At 31.3% G+C, this 21,622-nt stretch carries 17 protein-coding genes; 10 read left to right on the top strand and 7 right to left on the bottom strand.

Going from position 1 to position 21,622, the window contains the following annotated elements; genetic code table 11:
* Positions 1-22: 22 nt before the first annotated feature.
* A complete protein-coding gene (locus AB2B44_RS04985; protein WP_369048442.1) occupies positions 23-958 on the bottom strand; it encodes a bifunctional riboflavin kinase/FAD synthetase in 936 nt (311 codons plus the stop codon).
* Between the two features lie 387 nt (positions 959-1,345).
* Here AB2B44_RS04985 and AB2B44_RS04980 point away from each other — a divergent pair, with 387 nt between their 5' ends.
* From AB2B44_RS04980 to folK, 9 genes are all read left to right on the top strand, one after another.
* Complete coding sequence (locus tag AB2B44_RS04980; protein WP_369048441.1) at positions 1,346-1,552, top strand: hypothetical protein; 207 nt, start codon at positions 1,346-1,348, stop codon at positions 1,550-1,552.
* 152 nt (positions 1,553-1,704) lie between these two features.
* A complete protein-coding gene (locus AB2B44_RS04975; protein ID WP_369048440.1) occupies positions 1,705-3,573 on the top strand; it encodes a SulP family inorganic anion transporter in 1,869 nt (622 codons plus the stop codon).
* 3 nt (positions 3,574-3,576) lie between these two features.
* A complete protein-coding gene (locus AB2B44_RS04970) occupies positions 3,577-4,215 on the top strand; it encodes a carbonic anhydrase family protein (RefSeq protein WP_369048439.1) in 639 nt (212 codons plus the stop codon).
* Between the two features lie 94 nt (positions 4,216-4,309).
* Positions 4,310-5,485, top strand: a complete 1,176-nt coding sequence (locus AB2B44_RS04965; RefSeq protein WP_369048438.1) for an OmpA family protein — start codon at positions 4,310-4,312, stop codon at positions 5,483-5,485.
* A 154-nt stretch (positions 5,486-5,639) separates the two neighbouring features.
* On the top strand, positions 5,640-6,236 hold the full coding sequence (locus AB2B44_RS04960) for a hypothetical protein (protein WP_369048437.1): 597 nt from the start codon (positions 5,640-5,642) through the stop codon (positions 6,234-6,236).
* Positions 6,237-6,415: 179 nt separating this feature from the next.
* On the top strand, positions 6,416-7,738 hold the full coding sequence (gene tig, locus AB2B44_RS04955; RefSeq protein ID WP_369048436.1) for a trigger factor: 1,323 nt from the start codon (positions 6,416-6,418) through the stop codon (positions 7,736-7,738).
* 232 nt (positions 7,739-7,970) lie between these two features.
* Complete coding sequence (gene rpsO / locus AB2B44_RS04950; RefSeq protein ID WP_369048435.1) at positions 7,971-8,240, top strand: 30S ribosomal protein S15; 270 nt, start codon at positions 7,971-7,973, stop codon at positions 8,238-8,240.
* 207 nt (positions 8,241-8,447) lie between these two features.
* Positions 8,448-10,661, top strand: a complete 2,214-nt coding sequence (locus AB2B44_RS04945; RefSeq protein WP_369048434.1) for a polyribonucleotide nucleotidyltransferase — start codon at positions 8,448-8,450, stop codon at positions 10,659-10,661.
* A gap of 130 nt (positions 10,662-10,791) precedes the next feature.
* Complete coding sequence (gene folK / locus AB2B44_RS04940) at positions 10,792-11,916, top strand: 2-amino-4-hydroxy-6-hydroxymethyldihydropteridine diphosphokinase (RefSeq protein WP_369048433.1); 1,125 nt, start codon at positions 10,792-10,794, stop codon at positions 11,914-11,916.
* A 60-nt stretch (positions 11,917-11,976) separates the two neighbouring features.
* Here folK and gldC read toward each other — a convergent pair whose 3' ends face one another.
* Both gldC and gldB read right to left on the bottom strand, forming a co-directional pair.
* Positions 11,977-12,315, bottom strand: coding sequence for a gliding motility protein GldC (gene gldC, locus AB2B44_RS04935; protein ID WP_369048432.1), 339 nt, complete (start codon positions 12,313-12,315; stop codon positions 11,977-11,979).
* A complete protein-coding gene (gene gldB / locus AB2B44_RS04930; RefSeq protein ID WP_369048431.1) occupies positions 12,316-13,275 on the bottom strand; it encodes a gliding motility lipoprotein GldB in 960 nt (319 codons plus the stop codon).
* Between the two features lie 58 nt (positions 13,276-13,333).
* Between gldB and nadE the strand changes: the two genes are divergently transcribed.
* Positions 13,334-14,122 (top strand): NAD(+) synthase, encoded by a 789-nt coding sequence (gene nadE, locus AB2B44_RS04925; protein ID WP_369048430.1) that lies wholly within the window; start codon positions 13,334-13,336, stop codon positions 14,120-14,122.
* A gap of 18 nt (positions 14,123-14,140) precedes the next feature.
* Here the strand turns inward: nadE and AB2B44_RS04920 are convergent, their stop codons facing one another.
* The 4 genes from AB2B44_RS04920 to AB2B44_RS04905 all read right to left on the bottom strand — a co-directional run bounded on the left by AB2B44_RS04920 (position 14,141) and on the right by AB2B44_RS04905 (position 21,586).
* Entirely contained in the window at positions 14,141-15,991 is a 1,851-nt protein-coding gene (locus AB2B44_RS04920; RefSeq protein WP_369048429.1) for a M1 family metallopeptidase, read from the bottom strand.
* Between the two features lie 121 nt (positions 15,992-16,112).
* Positions 16,113-17,831, bottom strand: coding sequence for a S8 family serine peptidase (locus tag AB2B44_RS04915; protein WP_369048428.1), 1,719 nt, complete (start codon positions 17,829-17,831; stop codon positions 16,113-16,115).
* 13 nt (positions 17,832-17,844) lie between these two features.
* Complete coding sequence (locus AB2B44_RS04910) at positions 17,845-18,684, bottom strand: MBL fold metallo-hydrolase (RefSeq protein ID WP_369048427.1); 840 nt, start codon at positions 18,682-18,684, stop codon at positions 17,845-17,847.
* Positions 18,685-18,817: 133 nt separating this feature from the next.
* On the bottom strand, positions 18,818-21,586 hold the full coding sequence (locus tag AB2B44_RS04905; protein ID WP_369048426.1) for a carboxypeptidase-like regulatory domain-containing protein: 2,769 nt from the start codon (positions 21,584-21,586) through the stop codon (positions 18,818-18,820).
* Positions 21,587-21,622: the final 36 nt, after the last annotated feature.

The following is a 21,622-nucleotide window of genomic DNA, read 5'->3' as shown; positions in this document are numbered from 1 at the left end:
AATTTAGTATTAGAATAGAACCTTACTTAATTGAAGAATTAATATAGGCTTTCGCGGTTTTTTCGTCTTTTTTTAATTGAATAATTAAATCATCAATCGAATCGAATTTTTGTTCTTCTCTAATAAAATATAATAATTCAATAGTAAGTGTTTTTTTATACAAATTTTGATTAAAATCAAAAAAATGAACTTCAATGGTTTTATTTTTACCATCTACTGTAGGGCGGTTTCCAATATTCATCATTCCATAAACATCAACATCATTAATTTTAGATTTTACAACATAAACGCCAGATTTCGGAATTAATTTATAATCTTCTAAAATATTAATATTGGCGGTCGGAAAACCTATTTTACCCCCAAGCTGCTTACCATTAACTACTTTACCCGTTAAAGAAAAGTGATGTCCTAAATAACTGTTCGCCGTTTTCAATGCTCCGTTGGCTAATGCTTTTCTAATTTTAGTAGAACTTACCGAAACCTCATCAATATCTTGCGCAGGAATTTCTTGTACCGTAAAGTCGTATAACTGACTATATTCTGTTAATTGCTCAATATTACCTTCTCGATTTTTACCAAAATGATGATCATAACCAATAATTAATTTCGAAATATTGAGTTGGTTTACCAAAATATCTCTAACAAATTCTAAAGCAGACAATCTGGAAAACTCTTTACTAAAAGGGTAAATAATTAAATAATCTAACCCCATCTGTTCTAACAATTTAGATCGCTCATCAATCGTGTTTAATAACGCTATTGAAGTGTCTTTTTGCAATACCATTCTTGGGTGCGGAAAAAAAGTAAATAATACCGATTTTGCTTTTGTTCTTTTAGCTTCATCAACTAAATTCTGCAATATTTTCTGATGCCCAATATGTACACCATCAAAAGTGCCGATGGTTACAATCGTTTTTTCTTTGTTTTTGTAATTAGTAAGAGACCGAATAATTTTCAACGAAAAAAATTTTAGCAAAGGTACAACGATTTGCTTTTTTTAATCAAAAAAATACTTACTAAAATAACAAAACATACAAAAACTATCAAAAACAACACATTTTAACATAAAAACCTCATCAATTTAACTTTAAAATACTATCTGTTTTTATTTTAATCAAGCCCCCCTTCTTACTTTGTTTTAATTTTCAATAACACATTATTTTAATCGATATTTAGCATATGGTTAACAACTAATTTAAATATGTTTGTTATATTTGCTTTTCACCTAAAACTCAAGTTTAATATTTTGAAAATTAAGATTGCCCTTTTTTTTTCTTTTTTATTTCTAAGTTTGTTAGTAGCTCCAACTATAGTAAGTCTACTACAAAACAAACAAGACGTGACTATGCTTATTAATATAAACGAGGAAGAAAACAATAAAGATAAAGGAAAAAAAGTAAGCCCTGATTTAAAAATACACCCACTACAAAATATTTGTGTTTTATTATTTAAAACTCCTCAAAAAGATAAGACCCCTAGTTTTTATTTAAAAAAATACATCTTTCTTTTTTTTAAAATATCTACCCCACCTCCAGAATTTACACTATTGTAAAATCACAATTATTTATTTTTTATTTTTTAAATTTATAGCATCTTAAAAATATATTTCGTTAAAATTGAGATATGTAAATAAGTTTGTTAAAAATGAAAAAATAACCCCCTCAAAACAACTATTTTTTAACTTTAAAATTTATACAACTATATATGAAAAAACTTTTTTCAAATATAAAAGGAGATGCCTTTGGAGGCATTACCGCAGGAATTGTTGCGCTACCATTAGCCTTAGCCTTTGGGGTTTCTTCTGGATTAGGGCCTAGTGCAGGATTATACGGAGCCATTTTTATTAGCTTTTTTGCTGCTTTATTTGGTGGAACCAATACTCAAATATCAGGACCAACAGCCCCTATGACAGCCGTAAGCATGGTGGTAATTGCAGGAATTATTGCTTCTAATGACGGAGATGTAAACAAAGCCTTACCTGCTATTTTATCTGTTTTTTTACTAGCTGGCATATTACAAATTGGGTTAGGCGCTATTGGTTTAGGTAAATATATACGATACATTCCTTACCCTGTAGTTTCTGGGTTTATGACCGCTATTGGTGTTATTATTTTAATAACACAAATACTGCCTTCTATTGGTTACTATGCCAAAGAAGACACTCAATTTGTAGAGCAGTTTAAACCGCAAGCTGAAGAAATTATTCTTCAAAATATTTTAAAAGAAGAGGCCAACGAAGGAATTTTAGTTCTTGAAGATTTTAAAGAAACGATTAAAAGAGCCGAAAAAACAAGTGATGCCGAAATTTTAAAAGAAAGTAAAACACTAGCGGGCAAAAACGCCTCGGGGGTTCTGGGCACTTTAAAGGTATTGCCTAGAGCTGTTCAAAACATTAATTGGTTAGAACTACTTTTAGCTTTAGGAACAATTATTATTATTTATGGCTTTAAGCGCATTACTACCGCTATACCAAGCACATTGGTAGCGCTAATAGTTGTCTCAGGCATTGCGGTTGGTTTTGACTTAAACTATCGTCCAATTGAAAAAATTCCTGGCGGATTTCCTATTCCTAATTTAGATATTTTTACCCATTTTACTTTTTCAAGTATAACCCCTTACGTTTTTACAGCTCTAACACTAGCATTACTAGGCGCAATAGACTCATTATTAACAAGTGTTGTGGCCGATAATATGACCAAAACCAAACATAAACCAAATAAAGAATTAATAGGTCAGGGTATCGGAAACAGTATTGCGGCTATTTTTGGAGGAATTCCTGGTGCAGGAGCTACCATACGTACCGTAGTAAATATTAATGCTGGAGGAAAAACTAAACTTTCTGGAATGATTGCAGGGATAATGCTATTAATCATCTTACTTGGACTAGGGCCTATTGCCTCAAAAATCCCCGCTTCAGTTTTAGCAGGCATCCTAATTACAGTAGGTATTGGGGTAATGGATTATAAAGGTTTGCGAGCCATACCTAATTTACCTAAAGACACCAAAATAGGACCTTTAAAAATAAGTTCCGAAGTAATTATTATGTTGGTCGTTCTAGTGTTATCAACCTTTTGGAATTTGGTGTATGCCGTAGGTATTGGTTTAGTAATCGCTTCTTTAATGTTTATGAAAAAAATTGGCGATTTAACAGCAGAGCGTTCTGATATTAAACCTTTAAAGGAGGAGGCTTGGAAAGATGAAAAAAACTTTCCTGAAAACTTAAAAGAAGAGGTGTTTATTAAACACATTAAAGGCCCTCTTTTTTTCGGTTCTACTAGCGATTTTCAACAATTAACAAAACAAATTCCCAGTACGGCTTCGCATGTAATAATTAGAATGGATAGAATGCAATATATTGACCAATCAGGGCTATACGCTTTAGAAGACATGTTGGTTTCTTTAGAAAAAGATGGCATTTCTGTTTTATTAGTTGATGTATTGAAACAACCCCAATATATGATGGAACGTATTGATATTATCCCTGACTTAATACCAAGAGAACATATTTTTAAAACGTTTAACAATTGTTTAGATTGGATACTAAAAAATGTACAAGAACAAAAAAATAAATAAAAAATGAGAAATTCAGCTATTACAAAAAATATACAAGAAAATTTAACTCCTAAAAGTGTTCTAAAAGATTTACTTGACGGAAATAATAGATATATTAATAATAACTTAACCCCTTCTAATGTAACAGCATTAGTTAATGAAACAACAAAAGGTCAATTTCCAAAAGCAGTAATATTATCGTGTATTGATTCACGAGTACCTGTAGAAATGGTTTTTGACCAAACTATTGGAGATATTTTTGTGGCTCGTGTAGCTGGCAATTTTGAAAACACGGATATTCTAGGCAGTATGGAATACTCATGTGCGGTTGCTGGTAGTAAACTAATATTTGTTTTAGGTCATGAAAATTGCGGAGCTGTTAAAGCTGCTTGTGATAAAGTAGAAATGGGAAACATTACAAAAATGTTAGAAAATATTTATCCTGCAACTAAAGTAGCTAGCGAAAAAGTTGAAGGAGAATTAAATTCAAAAAACACAGAATTTGTAAATAAAACTGTAGAAGAAAATGTACGTTTAACCATTAACCGTATCCGTAAAAAAAGCCCTATACTAGAAAAAATGGAAGCTAGCGACAAAATTGCTATCGTTGGCGGCATTTATTCTTTACACACGGGTAAGGTTAGACTTTTAGAACATCAATAATATAACCAAAAAACAAAATATTAAAAACATAAATTTATTATAAATCAATAAATAGTAGTATATTTGTTCTTATTTAATCATTTAAATTAAAGCTATGAAAAAACTAACAACAGCGTTTGCTGTTGTGTTATTTACATTAACACAAGTAAACGCACAAGATTTCAACAAATGGTCTATCGATTTAGGGTTTGGCGCACACAAGCCTGTATTCCCTATGTCTTCTGGCTATAGAACTAACACTCCTGCTTTATGGCAAGCAAACATTAGCGGTCGCTATATGCTTAATGAAAAATTTGGTTTACGAGCAGACTTTGGTTACAACAAATTCTCAGAAGGCAAGCGTAGCAAACCTTTTAATTCAGATTATTATAGAGGTACTTTAGAAGGGGTAGTTAATTTGGGTAGTCTATTTAATTTTAGTGACTGGACTAAAAGCATAAACCTATTGATGCATGCAGGCGCAGGATTATCTTTACTTAAACCTACCTCAGCTAATAACTCTAATGACAAAATGATAAACATGGTGGTTGGTATAACACCTCAAATTAAACTTGCCGATCGAGTTGCTTTATTTTTAGACGCTAGCACAATTGCTCATTTTTATCAAAGTCGTTCGTTTGATGGTTATGGAACAACCAGTACAATGCGTATAAGTGGAGAAATTTTTACCGCTTCTATTGGTTTAAATGTATACTTAGGTAAAAACAAAACACATGCTGATTGGTATGTAAATACTAAAAACGAAACTAAAACTGACGATGACTTAGCAAACTTAAAAAATAGATTAGAAGCAGCTGAACGAAAATTAGCTAGTCTAAATAACAAACCAGACTTTAACAAATCTGGTTTAATATCTGAACTAGACAATAGATATTCTAAAAAAGGAGAAAACAAAGTTACTCCTGTAGCTTCAAAAGTTGATTTTATTAGAGAATTACTGAATAAAGGATATCAAAATGTTTATTTCGATTTTGGCAAAAGTAGCATACAAAAACATTCATTAGAAGCTGTAAATTACTTAATTAAGTACATGACAGAAAACCCTTCTACATCTGCCCAAATTGATGGCTATGCAGACGAATTAGGAAGCACAACTAATAATCAAAGCCTATCAACTAGAAGAGCTAAGAGAGTGTATGACGTGCTAGTTGCTGCAGGTATCTCTCCAAGTAGATTAACATATAAAGGAAACGGAGAAGATGCTTCTGTTGACAAAAATTCAGAAGAGGCTAGACAATTAGTAAGAAGAGTTACTTTTACTGTAAGATAATTTTCTTATTAATTAAGAAATAACATAAAAAAAGGCTGCTTAAAAGCAGCCTTTTTTTATGTTATTAAACTTATATATCTCTTTTTAAAAATTATCGTTCAACCCTTTTATCTATAACATTTTTTTTATATTGCAGACTAAATAAAATTCATTCATGAAATCTAAATTACTTATATTTTACATCTTTTTTTGGGGGTGTATAAATATTACAAATGCGCAAGAACAACAAGTAACGCCTGAATTTCCTAATACTATAGAAGGGCAGTTTCAAAAACTATATAAAAAATCAGGTTCTTACCAAATTTATAAAGTAATAAAAAAAGATCTTTTTTTAACACTACAAAAAAATGTATTAGATAGTATTTCTGCAATTGAAAGTGATGCCGTTCTTAAACAAAAAACAATAAATAAACAACAAGAAACCATTACTTCACTTAAAAGTGAAATTAGCAAATTAAATGAAAGCCTAACAACTTCTATGACTAAAGAAAATAGTATTTCACTACTAGGCTTACAACTAAGTAAAGCGGCATACAATACTATTTTATGGGGAATTATAAGCTTATTACTTTTTGGTTTAATACTGTTTATTTATCGATTTAATAATAGTAATTATTTAACCAAGCAAGCCAAAAAATCGCTAACTGAAGTAGAACTTGAATTAGAACAACATCGAAAAAAATCATTAGAAAAAGAACAAAAACTTCGCAGAAAACTACAAGACGAAATCAACAAACAAAGAGGTGTTTAAAAAATAATTTTCAGAAAAAGCATATACTTTAAATCTAAGTTTCACACCTTATTTTAGCTCATCTATTTACTTTAATTTACCTGATATAAGATTTTATATTTTCATTGTGTCTAAAAGTCTTGGTTATCAATAAATAAAGTAGTAATTTTGCAGCCAATTTGTAAAAAACAGATTTTAAAATGAATATTACAAAAGAAAATGTAGATGCTTTAAACGCAGTTGTAAAAGTTGATATTGTTGCTGATGATTATCAAGACAAAGTAACCGAAGTGTTAAACAACTATCGTAAAACCGCCAATATTCCAGGTTTTAGAAAAGGTCATGTCCCGATGGGAATGGTAAAAAAACAATATGGAAAATCGGTAATGATAGATGAAGTAAATAAACTTTTACAAGAATCGTTAAACAATTTTTTAGTAGAAGAGAAATTAGATATTTTAGGAAACCCATTACCTAAAATTCAAGATAATTTTTCTTGGGATAACGATAAATTCTCTTTCGAATTTGAATTAGGCTTAGCTCCTAAGTTTGACGTTAATTTAAAATCTAATAAAAAAGTAACTCAATATAACATTAAAGCTACTGAAGAATTAATCGATAAAGAAGTAGAAAACATACAATCGCGTTACGGAAAAATATCTACTCAAAACGAGGTTATAGAAGCTACAAATGTAACAGGTACTTTTGTAAACGAAGAAAAAGAGATAAACAAAAAAACTACCTTTTCTGTAAATGATATTAAAGGGAAAACAAACCTTAAAAAATTTATTGGAGCTAAAGTAGGTGATGTATTAGAACTAAAAACTAAAAACTTATTTAACGACGTCCATAAGCTTCAAGGAGCCTTAGGTATTTCGCATGATGAAGCGCATACTATCGATTGTGATGTATTTTTTACTATTGAAGAAATTACTAAGATTGAATTAGCTGATTTAGATAAAGAATTATTTGACAAGCTGTTTCCTGACGGTAGCGTTACAACAGCAACCGAGTTGAAAGAAAAAATAAAAGAAGATGCTGAAAAACAATTTCAACAACAAGCTGATCAACAGTTACTAAATAGCATAACCGAACATTTGGTTGCCGAAACTCAGTTTGATTTGCCAGCAGAATTTTTACAAAAATGGTTGCAAACTGCTGGAGAAAAAGAATTAACAAGCGAAGAAGCCGCTGCTGAATACGAAAAATCAGAAAAAGGATTACGTTATCAATTAATAGAAGGAAAAATCATAAAAGATAACGATATTAAAATAGACTATAAAGAACTAGCTGATTATACCAAAGGATTTATCAAGGCCCAAATGGCGCAATACGGCAATGCAAACCCTGAAGAAAAAGAGTTAGACGATATTGCTAATAGAATTTTATCAAATCAAGAAGAAGCAAAACGATTACAAGAACAGTTAATCTCGCAAAAACTTTTAGATTTTTACAAAGAAAACATGAGTTTTGAAACCAAAGATGTTACTTACGAAGATTTTATTAAAGAAGTATATAAGTAAACAATCTTACACAAATAATTATCAACTAAAAAAACCAACGCTTCTGCGTTGGTTTTTTTAGTTTTATTATATTCTACCATATTTTTACAACTTACCAAATATAACCTACCTTTTCTTTTATTAATTAAGCCTAATCTATTTAAAATCAAAAAAATAGTTGTACATTTGCAACCTCAATACAGAAGATGTACTGAGTACATAAAAATCATTAAATTATTAAAATAATATTGGCATGTATTTAACTAAAGAAATTAAAGAAGAAATTTTTAAAAAACACGGTAACGGAACCACAGATACAGGTTCTGCCGAAGGTCAAGTTGCGTTATTTACGCACAGAATTAACCATTTAACAAACCACTTAAAACAAAATCGAAAAGATTTTAACACCGAGCGTTCGCTAGTAAAAATAGTAGGTAAACGTAGAAGTTTGTTAGATTATTTAAAAAAGAAAGATATTAATAGATACCGTGCAATAATTAAAGAATTAGGTATTCGAAAATAAATTCTTAAAAAGAGGCACACCACAAATGTGTCTCTTTTTTATTTTATCTCTTCCGTAATAATATAAACACAACATTCGTTATTTTAGCAACGAAAAAAATATAAAAATTCAAAATTGACTAATACCAATTTTGATTTTCCATTGGAACACAATACACAACACACAACAACCAAAAAATTAATTTAAAAAATTTAGAAGAATTTATTTATGATTCCAACAGTATTTAGCCAAGTAATTGAACTTGGAGATGGAAGAACCATCACATTAGAAACCGGAAAATTAGCAAAACAAGCAGACGGTTCAGTTGTTGTAAAAATGGGAGACACTATGCTATTAGCAACTATTGTCTCTGCAAGAAGCGCAAGCCCTGGTATTGATTTTTTACCTTTAACAGTAGATTATCGTGAAAAATTTGCTGCTGCGGGTCGATATCCAGGAGGTTTTATGAAACGAGAAGCCAGACCAAGTAATGACGAAATTTTAACCATGCGTTTAGTAGACCGTGTATTACGTCCATTATTTCCAAAAGATTATCATGCCGAAACACAGGTAATGATTCAATTAATGTCGCACGACGAAAATGTAATGCCCGATTCGTTAGCTGGGTTAGCAGCTTCAGCAGCAATTCAACTATCAGACATCCCTTTTGAAGCACCTATTTCAGAGGTTCGAGTAGCTCGAGTAAATGGCGAATTTATTATCAACCCAAGTTATACGCAATTAGAAGAAGCCGATATTGATTTAATGGTTGGTGCCTCTGCTGACTCAGTAGCAATGGTTGAAGGTGAAATGAAAGAAATTTCTGAAGAAGAAATGGCAGAAGCTATTAAATTTGCTCACGAAGCAATTAAAGTTCAATGTGAAGCCCAAGTAAAATTAGCCGAAGCTGTCGGAAAAAAAGACACTCGAGAGTACGAAGAAGAAAAACAAAACGAAGAAATGGCAGCTAAAATACACGAAGCTGCTTACCAAAAGTGTTACGATATTGCCAAAAAAGGAACTTCTAAACAAGAAAGAGGATTAGCTTTTTCTGAAGTAAAAGAAGAGATAACCGCTTTATTTACAGAAGAGGAAATTGAAGAAGATGGCGATTTAATAGAAAAATATTTCGGTAAAACACAAAAAGAAGCTGTTAGAAATTTAACCTTAAACGAAAACTTAAGATTAGATGGGCGTACTACAACAGATATTCGCCCTATTTGGTGTGAAATAGATTACTTACCACGAACACACGGTTCTGCAATTTTTACAAGAGGAGAAACACAAGCACTAGCAACTGTTACCTTAGGAACCTCTCGCGATGCAAATATGATAGACTCTCCAACAATACAAGGAGAAGAAAAATTTTATCTACATTATAATTTCCCTCCATTTTCAACAGGTGAAGCTCGTCCGTTAAGAGGTACTTCTCGTCGTGAAATCGGACACGGAAACTTAGCTCAAAGAGCTTTAAAAGGAATGATTCCTGATGATTTTCCATATACTGTAAGAGTTGTTTCAGAAATATTAGAATCTAATGGGTCTTCTTCTATGGCAACGGTTTGTTCTGGTACAATGGCACTTATGGATGCTGGAGTGCAAATGAAAAAACCTGTTTCAGGTATTGCAATGGGATTAATTTCTGACGGTAATCGCTATGCCGTATTATCAGATATTTTAGGTGATGAAGATCATTTAGGTGATATGGACTTTAAAGTAACTGGTACAGCAGACGGAATTACAGCTTGTCAAATGGATATAAAAATCAAAGGATTAAGCTATGAAATCTTAGTAAATGCCTTAAAACAAGCTCGCGAAGGTCGTTTACATATTTTAGGAAAAATTACGGATACTATTGCAACACCAAATGCAGGTGTAAAAGCACATGCTCCAAAAATGATAAACCGAATTATCCCTAACGATTTAATCGGTCCTTTTATTGGCCCTAGCGGAAAACACATACAAGAACTTCAAAAAGAAACAGGCACAACTATTGTTATTAACGAAGACCCTGTAACAGAAGAAGGAATTGTTGAAATTTTAGGAGTTAATCAAGAAGGAATTGACAAGGTTATTGCACGAATTGATGCAATGATGTTTAAACCTGAAAAAGGGTCGGTTTACGAAGTAAAAGTAATAAAAATATTAGATTTTGGTGCTGTAGTAGAATATACAGAAGCTCCAGGAAACGAAGTTTTATTACACATTAGCGAGTTGGCTTGGGAGCGTACAAACAACGTTACGGATGTGGTAAATATTGGAGATGTTTTTGACGTAAAATATTTTGGTGTAGACCCTAAAACTCGTAAAGAAAAAGTTTCAAGAAAAGCTTTATTACCAAAACCAGAAAACTATACCGCTAATAAACCCGCTAGAGATAATCGTAAACACGATAATAACACTAGCGATAAAAAGCCAAAGTTTCATAAAAAAGAAGCATAACAATTGCTTTTATATAACAATAATAAAAAAATCGGTATATTAATTACCGATTTTTTTTATTCCTTTTTGTTTCTTTGTATAAATTGAAAAAATGTCGCTAGGGTTAAAAATCTACGTCACCTATTAATCAATGAAAATACAACATATCGCATATTTATCATTAGGCAGTAATCAAGGAAATAGACTAGAAAACCTACAAAAAGCCGTTGATTTAATAGCTAACAAAATTGGAACGATACAAAACATAGCTTCGGTATATAAAACACCCGCATTAGGGTTTAATGGTAGTGAATTTTTAAATACCGTTATAAAAATATCAACCTATTTATCATCTGAAAAACTAATAAAATGTGTTTTATTAATTGAAAAAGAAATAGGAAGAATACGTTCTACTGACAATAATTATATCGACAGAATTATTGACATTGATATTTTGCTATTTAACAATGAAACTATTTTTTCTGAAAACATAACCGTTCCGCATCCGCGAATGCTTTCTCGTAAATTCGTATTAGTTCCTCTAGCAGAAATTGCCCCAAAAATTATTCATCCAATTACTAAAAAAAGCATTTTAACCTGTTTGCAAGCATGTACCGACGCTTCAAAAATATCAGTTATAAAAGAACAATTAAAAAAACCTACTTCTATTTTAGAAAAGTATAATTACATCGCTATTGAAGGAAATATTGGCGCAGGCAAAACCTCTTTAGCAAAAAAAATATCCAATCAATTTAATGCAAAATTAATACTTGAGCAGTTTGCCGAAAACCCTTTTTTACCTAAATTTTATACTGATAATAAGCGTTATGCTTTTCCACTCGAAATGAGTTTTTTAGCTGATCGGCACCAGCAACTTTCAGCCGATTTAACCCAACTTAACTTATTTAAAAAATTAATTGTTTCTGATTATTATATTCTTAAATCATTAATTTTTGCACAAATAACCTTACATAACGACGAATATAAAGTTTATCGAAAAATGTTTGATTTGCTGTATAAAGACATTCACAAACCCGATTTATACATATACCTACATCAAAACACAAATCGGTTATTACAAAATATTAAAAATCGCGGACGCGATTATGAACAACACATCAAACCCAGTTATCTAGAAAAAATTCAAGAGGGGTATGCTAATTTTTTAAAAACAGAACAAAATCTAACTATTTTAGTCATTGATATTTCTAATTTAGACTTTGTAAATAATTTTGAAGATTATCAAATTATTATTGATAAGATAAAAAATTATTAATCGGCAAAATTTTATTTTCAGCAACTCTGAGTTGTTATGCCAAAAATAAAGTATGTCGCATTATTTCTTTATAAGTTCCAATTTTTCAGCAAAATAAGCACAAAAGTCACGCATGGTAGCACTCATTTTTTGATCATCTGTGGCTCTTTCAAAAGTATTTGCCATTGACACTAATGTTTGATGAAAAAATTGTTTCATTTCATCAACAGGCATATCCTTTGTCCACAAATCCATACGTAAAGTATCTTTCTGTTTCGCATCCCAAACCGACAACATAATCGCCTTAGTTTGTTCGTTTTTTATACCACCATCTTCGGCATTCCAAGAAATTTTTTCAGGAATCCGATTTTCATCTAATTCTACTTTAAATTGTATTTCAGAAGTATGTGTTTTAGCCATTTATCGTCTGGGTTTATATCTAGATTTTTTAAAAATTTCTTCTTCAGATGTCTGTAGCATTTGCGGCAAAGATACAGTATTATTTTGCATATACGAGCGTACAATTTGCCACCCTATATATACCCCTATTTGACCCGGAGATAAATTATCTTGTTCTAAATAAAATTTAGAAAAAGGGGCAACATCTATAAACCGTTGGTTTAACTTAGAATTGGTGCTATACAGTAATTGGTTTTCTATAAAATATTTCCAAATTTCTTCTTCTGAATTTTGTGCCCAATTTAATTTTTCAAGTGTACAACCCATTTTTTCTTTGTCAGATACAGTAGGCAAATATGCGTCTAATAGATACATTTTTTTTCCTTCATAAATCATTTTATTAAGAAACGTTCGCGCTCTATTTGGGGGTAATTGCTTATCAATAATTTTTTTAGCAACATCAACAATTAAATGTTGTTTTGTGTTGTTTTGTTTTATGTATTGAGGAAAATCACTATAAAATTTATGATGTTCGCCTAAATATGCATCTAAAGAAATTAGCAGTAAACTATCTGCATATACTACTCTATTATCGTAATCGATATCGGTAATTAAAGTAATTACCTTAGGCGATTTAAAGTTAGAATTATAATACTTTATATGCTTAAACAACAATGTAAGTTGTTCTTTAACATCAGAAATATTTTTAAACGCTTTTTGCGTTTCATTAAATAATTCTTGCTCGTCTTTATTATTAATTTTATTTACCCAAACACTATCCGCTACTTTGTTTGGAAATAACAAAGGGTATTTTTTCTTTAATTTCGGCAAGTCTTTTTTAGAGGCTGTGTAAAAATCTGTTTCAAACCTTTGCATAGTTATCTGTACAGGTATTGCAGAAACATCAATATCTTTTTTTAACGATTTTTTACATGACATTAATTGGGCAACTATAAAAATAAGGAATAAATATTTTTGCATTTTTGTTAGTATCTTAGCTGTTTAAAACAAAACGTCAAAATTACTAAAATAGTTTAAAATGAACGCTCGAAAAGTATCAGAACATATTATAAAATGGTTAAAAGAATATGCTTTAAATGCTAAAGTAAATGGCTTTGTAGTGGGTATTTCTGGCGGAATTGACAGTGCGGTAACCTCTACTTTATGCGCTAAAACAGGATTAACAACTTTATGTGTTGAATTACCCATTCATCAAGCAAAAACCCAAGTAAATAGAGCTAATGAGCATATTGCACAGCTACGCAAACAATTTAAAAATGTAAGTGAAGTTGACGTAAATTTAACCACTACTTTCGAAAATTTTAAAACCGTTGTTCCTAAAGAATTGCCCTCTGAAAAACTAGATTTAGCCTTAGCAAACACGCGTGCTCGTTTACGAATGACCACTCTGTACTATTTTGCTGGGCTACACGGTTTATTAGTTGCTGGAACGGGAAATAAAATAGAAGATTTTGGCGTAGGTTTTTTTACAAAATATGGCGACGGCGGTGTAGATATAAGTCCTATTGCCGATTTGGTAAAATCAGAGGTGTATGCCTTAGGCGAATATTTAGAGGTGCCAAAATCGATACAAAAAGCACAACCTACTGATGGTTTATTTGGCGATAGCAGAACCGACGAAGATCAAATTGGTGCATCTTATGATGAATTAGAATGGGCTATGGAAATGCAACAAAAAGGTAAGACCCTTAACGATTTTAAGGGTCGTGAACAAGAGGTTTATAAAATATATATACGATTAAATACAATTAATCAACATAAAATGATTCCTATACCTATATGTGAGATACCTGAAACTTTAAAATAAAAAAAGCTTTCGAACCTGTTATTTTACGGTATAAGAATTATTTTCTGCATTAATGTCTGCCATTAATTTTGATGGGTCAATTTCTACAGATTTCACGGGTTTAGAAACCTCAAAGGTATAGGTTGGATTTGCCCAACCCCAATCTTTTAAAGTTGTAGCCGATGTTGCTTTTTCTCCACGCATTAGCTGTAATGGAATTGTGAAATTTCCACTTGTTCCGTCTGTATAATTAACCGTAACATCTATGGGCATTGGCATTTTTCCAATTCGCTCTAAGGTAATTGTTTTATTAACTACCGATTTTATTCCGTAATCTATAGTATGGGTAGTTTCTGTCCATTCGTTTAAATACCAATCTAAATGAATACCCGAAACTTTTTCCATACTTCTTTTAATATCATTGGGCGTTGGGTGTTTAAAAGCAAAATCATTAAAATACTTTTGTAAACCCTTAGCAACATTTTCTTTTCCAATAATATATTCTAATTGGCTTAAAAAAATACTTCCTTTAAAGTAACTACCAACACCATAAGCCCAATTGGTATCATACCTATCTGCTTGAGTAGAAAGAGGCTCTTCATATCCGTTATTTACCAATAATTCATATGCTTTATAAGTATCTGCATAGGGGTTTGGCAATCCTTTTTTTAAGATTTCATTTTCTGCTTTAGTTGAAATATACGTCGTAAAACCTTCGTCCATCCAAGGATGCATAATTTCATTAGAGGCTAATAAAAATTGAAACCAAGAATGCGCCAACTCATGTGCTGTAACTCCAAAAAGGCTTTCCCATATTCTTTGTCCTGTAATTAAGGTACACATGGCATACTCCATTCCGCCATCCCCTCCTTGAATTACCGAGTATTGCTTATACGGATATTGACCTACATGAGTACTATAATAATTTACTAACTCTGCTGTTTTAGGCTGTAGCTTTTTCCAACTTTCAATTTGCGAAGCATCTAATGTTTTTTTGTATAAAAAATGTAAATCAATTCCATTTTTCATTTTAAATATATCATGAATGTATTCTGGGTCTGCAGCCCATGTAAAATCGTGAATATTTGAAGCTTTAAAATGCCAAGTTAATTTTTTTCCAGAAGGAAGATTTAAAGGCTTGCTGGCATCTTGATATCCATGCCCTACGGCTTGCGGATTTTGTAAATATCCAGTACCTCCAACCGTATATTTTTTATCAATATGAAGTGTCACATCAAAATCACCCCAAACGCCATAAAATTCGCGACCAATATAAGGTGGTGTATGCCATCCTTGAACATCATATTCTGCCATTTTAGGATACCACTGTGTCATAGATAAGGCAACGCCTTCTTTATTGTTTCTTCCTGAACGACGAATTTGAACAGGTACTTGTGCATCAAAATTCATTTTAAATGTTACTGACTCACCCGATTTAATGGGTTTGTTTAATGTAACTTCTAAAATAGTTCCTACCATTTTGTATGAAACAGAAGTACCGTCTTGGGTTAATGAATTTACTTTTATATATCCTATTTCTGACGGAGATAATTTGCTAATTCTATCGCCAACTCTTTGATCTGGATCTTTAATAGTTCTCGAACGAACATCCATTTGTGACCCTGGTTGAAAAGCATTAAAGTATAAATGATAAAAAACTTTTTTTAATTCATCAGGCGAATTGTTGGTGTACACAAGGGTTTGTTTTCCTTTATATTGATAATTATTTACATCCATATCAATATCCATCGTATAATTAACATGTTGCTGCCAATAGTAATTTGAAGTGTTTTTGGTTATTACACTACTGCTATTTGTTATTTTTGAAGATGTAGAAGCACACGAAACAATTGCTAACATTAGGGTTGTTAAAAAGATGTTGTATTTCATAAATTACCGTATTTTTAATTAAAAAAGCTATCTGAAAAGTATTTTAAACTACTGTGCTAATTTAACAGTTTTCTAAATAATACCTTTTAGACAGCTTTTATTAAAGAATGCTTTTTTTTAATTATTTTCCATTTACCATTTGGTCTGCCATTTTTAAAGCGTTATATGCATTTACTATACGACCAGAAACAGACAATTGAGAAAAATTGATTTTTTCGCCACTTGGATTTTCTGCTGTTTTCGAACCTGGTTTAATTACCTCAAGGTTAATTTTTGTGCCCGAGTTCATTAAAATATGTTTTACCTGACTAGCAGACAATTGTGGATAATATGAACGAACTAATGCTGCTACACCAGCTGCCGAAGGGGCTGCCATAGAAGTACCACTTAAAAAGCGATATTTGTTTTTAGGCACTGTAGAATACACTTGTACGCCCGGTGCAAATACATCAACATTTATTTTACCATAATTAGAAAAAGTTGCTGGTAAATTTTCGTTATAATTAGCACTCATAGCCCCTACAGTAAGTACATTATCTGAAATTTCGTGAATTAAATCTTTTGAATCGTTTGGATAGGTTTTTTCTACATCGATATTTTTACCATCATTGCCTGCCGCATTTACAATTAACACATCTTTAGAAGCTGCATACTTAATAGCATCAAAAACCCATTGTTTATTTGGCGAATATCCTTTGCCAAAACTAGTGTTAATTACCTTTGCACCATTATCTACAGCATAACGTAACCCTAAAGCTACATCTTTATCGTGTTCATCACCATCGGGTACAATACGAACCGACATTAATTTTACATTGGCAACAACACCATCAACTCCTTTACCATTACCTCGAATAGCTCCTACAATTCCTGCTACGTGGGTTGCATGAATTTCATCATCTTTAGAACCAATTACATTATTATTGCCATAATATTTATCATTAATATCCGACAAATCGTCTCCTAAAGATTGACGAGCATTAAAGTTTAAATCATAATGCTTGCCTTCTTCTAAGCCTTTCTTATACTCTAGTAAACCTTCTTGGTAATCGATAAACTTATCTTCATCTAATCCTCTGCTATAAAGACCAATTAAATCCGCCACCTGATCGGCTAATTTTACATCGCTAGTTTTAATAGCTTTTAAATCGTCTATCGTAAATGTATTTTTACCCAAGTGTTTTTTTACTGCTACAAACTCTTCTCCAATGGCTTTTAAGCGTTCTTCTTCTTGGTTTAAATTTTCTATTCGCTTTTTGTCTGATTCTACTCTTTTTTGAACTTCTTCTTTTAACTTTAAATATTGTTCGTATTCAGCTTTATCTGCATTTGCTATTTCAGAAGCTTTTTTATCACCAAATTTATCCATTCCCTTTTTAACAATTCGGGTAATTTCTAGTTGATCTGCAACTACAATTTTCCCTGCTTTGTTACCAAGGAAATTCCATCCATGAATATCATCTACATATCCATTTTTATCATCATCTTTACCATTACCTGCAATTTCATTTGGATTGGTCCATATATTATCTTTTAAATCTTCATGATCGATATCTAGACCACTATCGGCTATAGCAACAATAACAGGTTCACTATGTTTTGTTTTAACAAAATTGTAAGCCTTTTCAACGCTCATACCCGGTATTGTATCGGTGGCTAAATCTAAATGGCTCCAATTTTCTCGTTGTTCTTTAGTTAATGGTGCTTTTTTTGCAGGAAGGTTTATTGTATTATCAGATCCTGATGGCACAGCAATTTTGGCTAGTCTGCTTGTAGATTTACAACTCACAAAAACCGTTGCAGCAATTGCCGTATAAAAAATAGGTTTTAAAATTCTCATAATTTTATTTATCTTAATTAAATATATCTGTAAACTTATAACTTTCTTTTAGTCGAACTCCTTTTTCAGTATGTTTTACGGTGCACACTTCATTATGAGCATCGTGTTCTAAAAACAGGTAGTATTCGCTGTCAGCAGCTACTTTTAAAAAAGCTTCTTTTTCTTTAAGGGTTTGTAAAGGTCGAGTATCGTACCCCATAACATAAGGTAATGGAATATGGCCAACTGTTGGTAATAAATCTGCCATAAACACAATGGTTTTACCTTGATAGCGTATCTTTGGAAGCATTTGTTTTTCGGTATGCCCATCCATAAACAATACATCAAAACCTACTTGATCTTTGGTATTTCGATGTACAAAATTTAATTGACCACTTTCTTCAATAGGCAGTATGTTTTCTTTTAAAAAAGAAGCCTTTTCTCTTGCATTTGGGTTTACTGCCCAGTTCCAATGACGTTCATTGCTCCAAAAACGAGCATTTTTAAAAGCTGGTTGATAGCCTGTTTTATCAATTTCAATAGCTCCTCCACAATGGTCAAAATGCAAATGAGTTAAAAAAACATCGGTTATATCATCTCGATGAAAACCATATTTAGCTAATGATTTATCTAAAGTAAAATCGCCAAAAAGATAGTAGTAGCCAAAAAATTTATCTGACTGTTTATTTCCCATTCCAGTATCAACTAAAGTCAATCGGTTGCCATCTTCTATAAGCATACAGCGCATACTCATCGGAATCATATTGTTATTATCGGCAGGATTTGTTTTTTGCCAAATGGATTTGGGAACTACTCCAAACATAGCCCCTCCGTCTAACCTAAAGTTTCCTGTTTCTATAGAATAGATTTTCATAACTACAAAGGTGCAGTTTTTTAACGAATATTTTGTTAAGGAAATAAAAAAACCATACCAGTCGATTTATATCGCCTAAAGAAAAAGCGTTTGCTATGTTTTTAACTGAACAAGATAGCGTTTGTTTGTTGGTTTATAAATCATATTTAACACTAAATACAGCAATTCTAGGTTGTATTACATAGTCTGTATTACTTACAAAAATATCATTGCTGCTATTTTGGTTTAAACTTCTGGCATTTAACAGGTTTGTAACGCCAACTTTATATTCCCACTTACTATCTTTTTTCTGATATGTTAAATCTGCTCTTAAAAATCCGTATTTATCAATTTCATTACCATTTCGTAATACTTTATTATAGGTATATCTAGAGGTAAAAATAAAATCTCGTAAAAAAGCAGCATCCATATTTAAAAATGGGCTATGAGTTACAAAAGTGTTTTCGGCGCCACCAATATTAGATTTATTAATAGCTATGTTGTAACCAATGTCAAAATTAGGCGCATCTTTAAAGCTGGTACTAAACCTTGTTTTATAAGCTTGCGAAAATGTTTTTGATAAACGGTTATATGTTGTTTTACTAATTCTATCGGTTATTAAGCTGTTCGATTTTGAATACGAAGCATTACCCCCTATGGTTAATTTAAATTTTCTAAACGCTCTTTGCAAATTTGCATTGGCAGAAATAGACTCGTCTGGAAAAAGTGAGTTTACTGATGTGCGTACTTGGTTTACCCCTAAAAACTCGGTATTACTTTTAACCGAATTAATACGTTTATTATAATTTATAGCGGCAAAAATATTTGTATAATTAAACATATTAAAACTAGAATAATTTAGCCCAACATTATGTGAAAGCGCATTTTCTAATTCTCTATTGCCGCTATACAAACTATTATAATTGTTAAATACAAACCCTTCTGCTAATTGATTTACATCGGTAAAGCTGGTTTTCATAGCATAGTTTAATCGTAATGTTTCCGATTTTTTTAAACTAACTTTAATCGATGCATCTGGTAATAATTTGGTAAATTCATTCTTATACACACTACCTAATTGGGTATTTTTAGAAAGATACGAATGCAGAGTAACCCCTTGATTAAAAGTAAACATTCCTGCTATAAATTTATAATGCAACCCTGCATATATATCGTTAAATGAAAAACGCACATCATTTGTCGAAGATGTATTTGTAATTTGATTTTTATTGCCGTCTAAAATTTCAAAAATATTAGAATTAAATTGTTGATTGCTTACAATGCTTCCGAAGGTTACATTAATGTTGTTTTTTGGATTGATTACATAATAATAATCTAGTATAGCGTCTATTTTACTCGTTTTAATTTTTTTATCTTGACTAATATTAAAAGGATTAGCAGATACATCAAGCCCAATTAAATTAGCAAATGACAATTGGTCTAAAATAGCATTATAAAACGGATCTTCGTTTTGCCATATGTGTTGTGCTTGAAACGCAAATATGTTTTTATCGTTAAGAGTATAATAGTAATTTAAATTTTGATTTAACGAAAATGGGCTTTGATTAGATAATTGTTCAATAGGCACCTCTTGTTTATCTGCATTTAAATAGGTTCTTGTTGAAAGCGTAAATTGATTTTGTTGCTGCTTAGAAACTTTGGCAAAAATATCATAATCAAGTTGGTTGTTTACATTTGGTTTATAACTCGAACTCAATTTTATCAATCCTAAATCACTTTTTTGGTGGGTTTTATTTTGCGTTGATTCTGTATCAATTATTTTTTCAGAATCTGAACTGGCAGAACCATTAGCAGACAATGAACTTTTATCAATATTAGAGTTGTAGTATTTTTTAATAGTGTTTTCTTCTAAGTCTACATCATTACCCGAATAAATGGCAAAACCACTTACATCCCATGTTTTTTTAATTGAATAACTAAAGTTTAACGCACCAAATCGGTTTTCAATTTCTTTAGCCCTATTATTACGTAAAGTTAAAAAAGAAATATCGCTTGATGCTACGTTAAAATTAGTACCATTGTTATTGCTCAACGATCGAAACCCTCCTGTAAATTTATAATAATCTCGTCTAGTAAATGGCACTTCACCAATATTATTAAAATCTGTTATTACATTTAGGCTATACTTTGGGCTGTAATAAAACAACTTTGGGTGCCCAATATACCTATCTTCTTGCATTGCTAAACCATAGCCTGCTGTAACCTCACCAAACCAAAAGTTCTTTTTTCCTTCTTTTAGCTTTAAATTAATAACAACATTATCTTCATTATCCGTTACCCTACTCATTTGTGATACTTCGCTATAATTTTTTAACACTTGCACTTTATCAATTGCATTGGCAGGAATATTTTTTGTAGCTAATTTACTATCTCCATCAAAAAAATCTTTTCCTTCTACCATTACCTTTTTTACGGTTTTACCCTCTACTTCTATTTCTCCATCATCATTTACCTCAACTCCAGGCAGTTTATTTAGTACATCTTCTAACTTTTTTTCGGTACCACTAGTAAAAGAATCTGCATTATATACTATGGTATCTCCTTTTATGGTAACTGGCATTTTATATACAACTTCAACCTCATCAAGATTATTGTCGCTTAGTAAAGTAATGTCTTTTTTAATATCTTTTTCTTCTGTATTAACTGAAATTTCGATAGTTTTTAAACCTACATAACTAACTTTAATTAAGTAGATGCTATTTTTTTGTAAGTTTAGCTTATAATTTCCTTTACTATCGGTAAAACCATACGAATCTAATTTTTTAGTTTGTGTATTCATAGCAACAAGATTCGCCATTTCTAAAGGAGTACCGATAGAATCTTTTACTATGCCCGAAAATTTAACCTGAGACACAGCAACATGGGCAACCATTAAAATGGTTATAAGCAGTAGTTTTTTCATTCAAAAAGAATATTTGTTTTTATAATAATTGATTCG

It is taken from the genome of Tenacibaculum sp. UWU-22 (assembly GCF_041021355.1).
Taxonomy (GTDB): Bacteria; Bacteroidota; Bacteroidia; order Flavobacteriales; family Flavobacteriaceae; genus Polaribacter.
Note: the sequence above shows the minus strand (reverse complement) of the source record. Positions and strands in the feature narration are given on the sequence as shown.

What these genes read in the sequence shown, in the direction of transcription:
- AB2B44_RS04980 (WP_369048441.1), top strand. Translation starts at nt 1,346, where the DNA reads ATGCTTATTAATATAAACGAGGAAGAAAACAATAAAGATAAAGGAAAA.
- AB2B44_RS04975 (WP_369048440.1), top strand. Translation starts at nt 1,705, where the DNA reads ATGAAAAAACTTTTTTCAAATATAAAAGGAGATGCCTTTGGAGGCATT.
- AB2B44_RS04970 (WP_369048439.1), top strand. Translation starts at nt 3,577, where the DNA reads ATGAGAAATTCAGCTATTACAAAAAATATACAAGAAAATTTAACTCCT.
- AB2B44_RS04965 (WP_369048438.1), top strand. Translation starts at nt 4,310, where the DNA reads ATGAAAAAACTAACAACAGCGTTTGCTGTTGTGTTATTTACATTAACA.
- AB2B44_RS04960 (WP_369048437.1), top strand. Translation starts at nt 5,640, where the DNA reads ATGAAATCTAAATTACTTATATTTTACATCTTTTTTTGGGGGTGTATA.
- tig (WP_369048436.1), top strand. Translation starts at nt 6,416, where the DNA reads ATGAATATTACAAAAGAAAATGTAGATGCTTTAAACGCAGTTGTAAAA.
- rpsO (WP_369048435.1), top strand. Translation starts at nt 7,971, where the DNA reads ATGTATTTAACTAAAGAAATTAAAGAAGAAATTTTTAAAAAACACGGT.
- AB2B44_RS04945 (WP_369048434.1), top strand. Translation starts at nt 8,448, where the DNA reads ATGATTCCAACAGTATTTAGCCAAGTAATTGAACTTGGAGATGGAAGA.
- folK (WP_369048433.1), top strand. Translation starts at nt 10,792, where the DNA reads ATGAAAATACAACATATCGCATATTTATCATTAGGCAGTAATCAAGGA.
- gldC (WP_369048432.1), bottom strand. Translation starts at nt 12,315, where the DNA reads ATGGCTAAAACACATACTTCTGAAATACAATTTAAAGTAGAATTAGAT.
- gldB (WP_369048431.1), bottom strand. Translation starts at nt 13,275, where the DNA reads ATGCAAAAATATTTATTCCTTATTTTTATAGTTGCCCAATTAATGTCA.
- nadE (WP_369048430.1), top strand. Translation starts at nt 13,334, where the DNA reads ATGAACGCTCGAAAAGTATCAGAACATATTATAAAATGGTTAAAAGAA.
- AB2B44_RS04920 (WP_369048429.1), bottom strand. Translation starts at nt 15,991, where the DNA reads ATGAAATACAACATCTTTTTAACAACCCTAATGTTAGCAATTGTTTCG.
- AB2B44_RS04915 (WP_369048428.1), bottom strand. Translation starts at nt 17,831, where the DNA reads ATGAGAATTTTAAAACCTATTTTTTATACGGCAATTGCTGCAACGGTT.
- AB2B44_RS04910 (WP_369048427.1), bottom strand. Translation starts at nt 18,684, where the DNA reads ATGAAAATCTATTCTATAGAAACAGGAAACTTTAGGTTAGACGGAGGG.
- AB2B44_RS04905 (WP_369048426.1), bottom strand. Translation starts at nt 21,586, where the DNA reads ATGAAAAAACTACTGCTTATAACCATTTTAATGGTTGCCCATGTTGCT.